Source organism: Luteibacter sp. P4_D7_3, assembly GCF_056401735.1.
In genome coordinates, this window is the sequence record NZ_JBFUIT010000260.1 from 1 (window position 1) to 5773 (window position 5773).

6 protein-coding genes are annotated in these 5773 nt (G+C 64.8%); 4 read left to right on the top strand and 2 right to left on the bottom strand.

Features of this window, described 5'->3' with window-relative positions; genetic code table 11:
• Both AC1DSN_RS17405 and apbC read right to left on the bottom strand, forming a co-directional pair.
• On the bottom strand, positions 1-381 hold a 381-nt coding region (locus AC1DSN_RS17405; protein WP_477331901.1), incomplete at its 3' end, for a dCTP deaminase.
• 57 nt (positions 382-438) lie between these two features.
• Positions 439-1524, bottom strand: coding sequence for an iron-sulfur cluster carrier protein ApbC (gene apbC, locus AC1DSN_RS17410; RefSeq protein ID WP_063573580.1), 1086 nt, complete (start codon positions 1522-1524; stop codon positions 439-441).
• 164 nt (positions 1525-1688) lie between these two features.
• Here apbC and AC1DSN_RS17415 point away from each other — a divergent pair, with 164 nt between their 5' ends.
• The 4 genes from AC1DSN_RS17415 to nth all read left to right on the top strand — a co-directional run bounded on the left by AC1DSN_RS17415 (position 1689) and on the right by nth (position 5688).
• A complete protein-coding gene (locus tag AC1DSN_RS17415) occupies positions 1689-2141 on the top strand; it encodes a DUF2147 domain-containing protein (RefSeq protein WP_477298043.1) in 453 nt (150 codons plus the stop codon).
• Positions 2142-2310: 169 nt separating this feature from the next.
• Entirely contained in the window at positions 2311-4419 is a 2109-nt protein-coding gene (metG, locus tag AC1DSN_RS17420; RefSeq protein WP_477298045.1) for a methionine--tRNA ligase, read from the top strand.
• Positions 4420-4444: 25 nt separating this feature from the next.
• Entirely contained in the window at positions 4445-5053 is a 609-nt protein-coding gene (locus tag AC1DSN_RS17425) for an RnfABCDGE type electron transport complex subunit B (RefSeq protein WP_477331903.1), read from the top strand.
• Positions 5050-5688 carry an endonuclease III gene (nth, locus tag AC1DSN_RS17430; protein WP_477297977.1) on the top strand — a complete coding sequence of 213 codons (639 nt, stop codon included), beginning with the start codon at positions 5050-5052 and terminating at the stop codon, positions 5686-5688. Before AC1DSN_RS17425 ends, nth begins: the two co-directional genes overlap by 4 nt.
• Positions 5689-5773: the final 85 nt, after the last annotated feature.

The window sequence follows — 5773 nt, forward strand, 5'->3', positions numbered from 1 at the left end:
CTCCAGCGGCGTCACGTTCACGATGATGCCGCAGCGGGCATAGGTGCTTTTGCCCAGGCAGATCGTCAGTACCTGGCGCGGAATACGGAAGTACTCAACCGTGCGGGCCAGTGCGAACGAGTTCGGCGGGATGATGCAGACATCCGAATGCACGTCGACGAAGCTGCGCTCGTCGAAGGCTTTCGGATCGACGATGGTCGAGTTGATGTTCGTGAACACCTTGAACTCGGCAGCGCAGCGGACATCGTAGCCGTAGCTGGACGTGCCATAGGACACCAGGCGTTGGCCGTCGCGCTCTTTGACCTGGCCAGGCGCGAACGGCTCGATCATGCCGTGCTCCGCGGCCATGCGGCGGATCCACTTGTCGGACTTGATGCTCACTAACTGATCTCCCTCGCTGGAGCCGGAAAGGTATAGGAACGCCGTCGAACACGCTACTTACGTGTTCTGGATGACGATCTTGGGGAAGGAAATGGCCTTGTTGCGGGCCTGCAACGACAGCCGGGCCGCGGTCGAGCGCGCAATGGCGCGGTAGCGGGCCGTCAGGTCGGAGTCGGGGATGGCCGCCACCGTGGGCTTGCCCTCGTCCGACTGCTGCCGGATGCGGATATCCAGCGGCAGGTCGCCCAGGTAGGGGATGCCAGCCTCTGCCGCCATGCGCGCCCCGCCGCCCTGACCGAAGATGTGCTCTTCGTGGCCGCAGTTCGAGCAGATGTGCGTAGCCATGTTTTCGACCACACCCAGCACCGGCACTTCCACCTTGCGGAACATGCCCAGCGCCTTGCGGGCGTCGAGTAACGCGATGTCCTGCGGGGTCGTGACGATGATCGCGCCGGAGACCGGCACCTTCTGTGACAGGGTCAGCTGGATGTCGCCCGTGCCCGGGGGCAGGTCGATGATGAGGTAGTCGAGCTCCTCCCAGCGGGTGTCCGTCAGCAGCTGCATCAGGGCCTGGGTGACCATGGGGCCGCGCCAGATCATCGGCGTGTCCTCTTCGATCAGCACGCCGATCGACATGGCCTGCAGGCCGTGGGCACGCATCGGCACGATGCTCTTGCCGTCCGGCGAGCTGGGCTTGCCGGTCAGGCCGAGCATGCGCGGCTGGCTGGGGCCGTAGATGTCAGCGTCGAGGATGCCCACTGTGGCGCCTTCAGCTACGAGGGCCAGGGCGAGGTTGACCGAGACGGTGGACTTGCCCACGCCGCCCTTGCCCGACGCGACGGCAATGATGTTCTTCACGCCCGGCAGGGGCGCCAGCTGGCCCTGCACCTTGTGCGCGTGGACGCGCCAGGTGACCGACACAGCCGCCGCGTCGATGGCCGGATCGGCTTCCAGCGCCGCTTTCGCCTCGGCGGCGGCCCTCTCCACGTAGCCCACGGCCGGGTAGCCAAGCTGGATATCGACCGACACGCGGCTACCGTCCACGCCCACGGCGCGAACCGCGGCGCTGAGCGCCTGACCGGAATGAGGGTCGATGACGCGATCGAGCAGACCGCGTACGAGGGTTTCGGTGGGCTGGGTCATGAGGAGTTTTGAGCAAAATCGAAGATCGCCCATTATGCCAGTGCGTGCCCGCTCCCGCCGGGCTTGCCCGTCAGGGCCGCCCTCTGGCGCGTTGCAGCTTGACGCCCGCAACGCGCCTCGTCAGGCTCCGGCCATACCTGACCGTATGGGGAGCCCCGCAACACATGAAGCCGCTGATCCGCGCCACCTTTGCCCTCGCCTTCGCCGCGAGCGCCCTCCCCGCCCTGGCCGCCACCGACACGCCGGTCGGCAAGTGGAAGACCATCGACGACGACACCCACCAGGTGAAGTCCATCGTGGAGATCACCGATAACGGCGGCCTGCTCCAGGGCAAGGTGCTCCAGGTACTCAAGCCCGACGACCCGAACGACATCCATCCGGTCTGCAAGAAGTGCGACGGCGAGCGCAAAGACAAGCCGATCGAAGGCATGACCATCATGTGGGGCCTGAAGAAGGACGGCGACGAATGGTCCGGCGGCCAGATCCTCGACCCGGCCAAGGGCAAGATCTACAAGGTCACGGTGAAGCTGGTCGACGGCGGCAAGAAGCTCGACGTCCACGGCTACATCGGCTTCTCGCTGATCGGCCGCAGCCAGGAATGGGTCCGGGCCGACTAAAGCAGGGCTTTTTGTGGGAGCCGATTTATCGGCGATTGGCGTCGCGGCTAAACCGCTCCGTTGGCTTTTCGCCGCTGAAGCGGCTCCCACATGTCCGTTTCGCCGCTGGAGCGGCTCCTACATTTCCTACATGCCATAATCCCCGGTCCATCAGCCGACCGCGCGAATCATGGCCCGCCGCATACTCGTAACGAACGCCCTACCCTACGCCAACGGCCCGCTGCACCTGGGCCACATGCTCGGCTATATCCAGGCCGACATCTGGGCGCGTGCGCATCGCATGCAGGGCAACGAGGTGTGGTACGTCGCCGGTGAAGACGCCCACGGCACGCCGATCATGCTCGCGGCCGAGAAGGTCGGTAAGACGCCGGAGGACTACATCGCGGACATCCGCGCGGGTCACGAAGCGGACTTCACCGACTTCCACTTCAGCTACGACCAGTACCACACGACGCACTCGCCCGAGAATCGCGAACTCGCGACCTCGATCTACACGCGCCTGCGCGACGCCGGTTACATCGTCCGTCGCGACATCCAGCAGTTGTACGATCCCGAGCGCGACATGTTCYTGCCGGACCGCTACATCAAGGGCACCTGCCCGAACTGCGGCACGCCCGACCAGTACGGCGACAACTGCGAGAACTGCGGCGCCACGTATGCGCCCACCGACCTGATCAACCCTTATTCGGTGATGTCCGGCGCGACGCCGATCCTGCGCGACTCGGAGCACTACTTCTTCGAACTGGGCAAGTTCGAGCAGCTGCTGCGCGACTGGTTCGCGGGCAAGCTCACCGGTGGAAAGCCGGTCGCCAACAGCGGTGTCACCGCGAAGCTTGCCGAGTGGCTCGACGGCGGCCTGCGCGATTGGGACATCTCCCGCGATGCGCCCTACTTCGGCTTCCCGATTCCCGACGCGCCCGGCAAGTTCTTCTATGTCTGGCTCGACGCGCCGGTGGGTTATCTGGCTTCCTTCAAGGCGCTCTGCGACCGCACCGACCTGCGCTTCGACGACTTCCTCGGTCCGGACAGCACGGCCGAGATGCACCACTTCGTCGGCAAGGACATCATCAACTTCCATGGCCTGTTCTGGCCGGCGATGTTGCATGGCGCGAAGATGCGCGTGCCGACGGCACTACACGTCAATGGCTACCTGACAGTGAACGGCGCGAAGATGTCGAAGTCGCGCGGCACCTTCATCCAGGCACGCACATACCTAGCGTCAGGCCTGGATCCGGAAGCGTTGCGCTATTACTTCGCGACGATGCTCAGCGCCACGCCGGTCGATGTCGATCTCGACCTGAAGTCGTTCGAAGATCGCGTCAACTCGCACCTCGTCGGCAAGTGGGCGAACATCGCCAGCCGCACCGCCGGGTTCCTGCATACGCATTTCGCCGGCAAGCTGGCCGATCGTTTCGACGACGAAGCCCAGGCCATCTGGCTCGACCTGCTCGCTCAGTACGACGGCATCGAGACGGTTTACGACGCGGATGATTTCGCCGAAGTCTCGCGTCGCTTCGTCGCCATGTCCGATGCCGTGAACGGCTATATCGCCGCCAAGGCCCCCTGGGTCATTGCACGGGACGAGGCGCGCCGCGACGAACTGCAGCAGGTCTGCTCGTTCGCGATCAACGCCTTCCGCTTGCTGTCCGGCATGCTCAAGCCGATCCTGCCGACGACCGTCGCCGCTGCCGAGGCTTTCCTGGGCGCACCCGTCGACAGTTTCGCCGACGCCCGCCGTGAACTGCATGGCCACACCGTCAACGCCTTCACACCGCTGTTCGGCCGCCTTGATCCGAAGAAGATCGAAGCGATGGTCGATGCATCGAAGGAATCGCTGACGCCCGCCGAGCAGGCCAAGGCGAATGCGCCCGCCGCCAAGAAACCGTTCAAGTCCAAAGAAGCCACCCAGCCCATGACCGACACCGCCCCCGCCGCCGAGACGGCCGCCACCATTTCCATTGACGACTTCGCCAAGCTCGACCTGCGCATCGGCAAGGTGCTGGCCTGCGAATTCGTCGACGGCTCCGACAAGCTGCTGCGCTTCGAACTCGATGCTGGCCCGCTGGGCAAGCGCCAGATCTTCTCGGGTATCCGCGCCGCCTATGGCGAGCCCGAAAAGCTGGTCGGTCGCAACGTCGTGTTCATCGCCAACCTCGCGCCGCGCAAGATGCGCTTCGGCCTGTCCGAAGGGATGATCCTCTCGGCGGGCGATGGTGGCGCAGACCTGTTCCTGCTCGACGCCGACCAGGGCGCGGCGCCGGGCGCCACCGTTCGCTGATCCACCCTTCGGCAACGCGCCAGCCATGACGCCAACGCTCGCCGACCGGATCGACGCACTGCTCCCGCAGACCCAATGCGAGCAGTGCGGCTTCCATGGCTGCCTTCCCTACGCTGACGCCATCGCCGCGGGCGWGGCCGGCATCGACCGCTGCCCGCCGGGCGGCCATGTCGGTATCGCGCGCCTTGCTGCCCTGCTGGATCGCCCTGTCGTCCCGCTGGACACCTCTCGCGGCGTCGAAAAGCCGCGCACGCTGGCACGCGTGATCGAAGCGGACTGCATCGGCTGCACCAAGTGCATCCAGGCCTGCCCGGTCGATGCGATCGTCGGTGCGGCGAAGTTGATGCATGCGGTGATCAGCGACCTCTGCACGGGTTGCGAGCTGTGCGTTCCCGTCTGCCCGGTCGATTGCATCACGCTGGATCCCATGCCACTGGCCCAGGCCGACGACCGCCGTTACGCCGACGCCGCACGCATCCACTTCGCGCGTCGCGAGGCACGCCTGGGTCGGGAGCGCGCCGCGCGTGACGAACGGCTCGCCACCAGCAAGAGTGACGTCGCGGCACCGACCGCGCGAAACGCCGTACTCGAAGCCCTCGCGCGCGCCAAGGCGCGGAAAAAGGACAGCCCATGAAAAAGGCCGATGTCATCGAGATGTTCAGCCGTCTTCGCGAACTGAACCCGCACCCGAAAACCGAACTCGAATACACCACACCCTTCGAACTGCTGTCCGCTGTCGCACTCTCGGCACAGGCCACCGATGTCGGCGTGAACAAAGCCACGCGCAAGCTCTTCCCGGTAGCGAACACGGCGCAGAAAATCCTCGACATGGGCGTCGACAAGCTCAAGACCTACATCAGCACCATCGGGCTCTACAACAACAAGGCGAAGAACCTGATCGCCATGAGCCAGATCCTGGTCGACCGCTACGACGGTGAAGTACCGCAATCGCGCGAAGCCCTCGAAGAGCTGCCAGGCGTGGGACGAAAGACCGCCAATGTAGTGCTCAATACCGCCTTCGGCCAGCCGACCATCGCCGTCGACACACATATCTTCCGCGTCGCCAACCGTACCGGCCTCGCGCCGGGCGCCGACGTGCGCAAGGTGGAAGACAAGCTGGAGAAGGTGATCCCGAAGGAGTTCATCCAGGACGCGCACCACTGGCTGATCCTGCACGGGCGCTATGTGTGCAAGGCGCGCAAACCCGAATGCCCGAACTGCGCGATCATCGACCTTTGCGCGTACAGGCAAAAAACAAAGCCTGACTAAGGCCGGCTTTCGTATTCTTGCGATGTCGTCGAACCGGCGACACCTTGCTCGGTAGGAGCCGATTCATCGGCGATAAGGCGTAGCT

Bases quoted from the DNA above. Each gene is read 5' to 3' on its own strand.
- nth (WP_477297977.1), top strand. From the start codon at position 5,050: ATGAAAAAGGCCGATGTCATCGAGATGTTCAGCCGTCTTCGCGAACTG.
- AC1DSN_RS17415 (WP_477298043.1), top strand. From the start codon at position 1,689: ATGAAGCCGCTGATCCGCGCCACCTTTGCCCTCGCCTTCGCCGCGAGC.
- apbC (WP_063573580.1), bottom strand. From the start codon at position 1,524: ATGACCCAGCCCACCGAAACCCTCGTACGCGGTCTGCTCGATCGCGTC.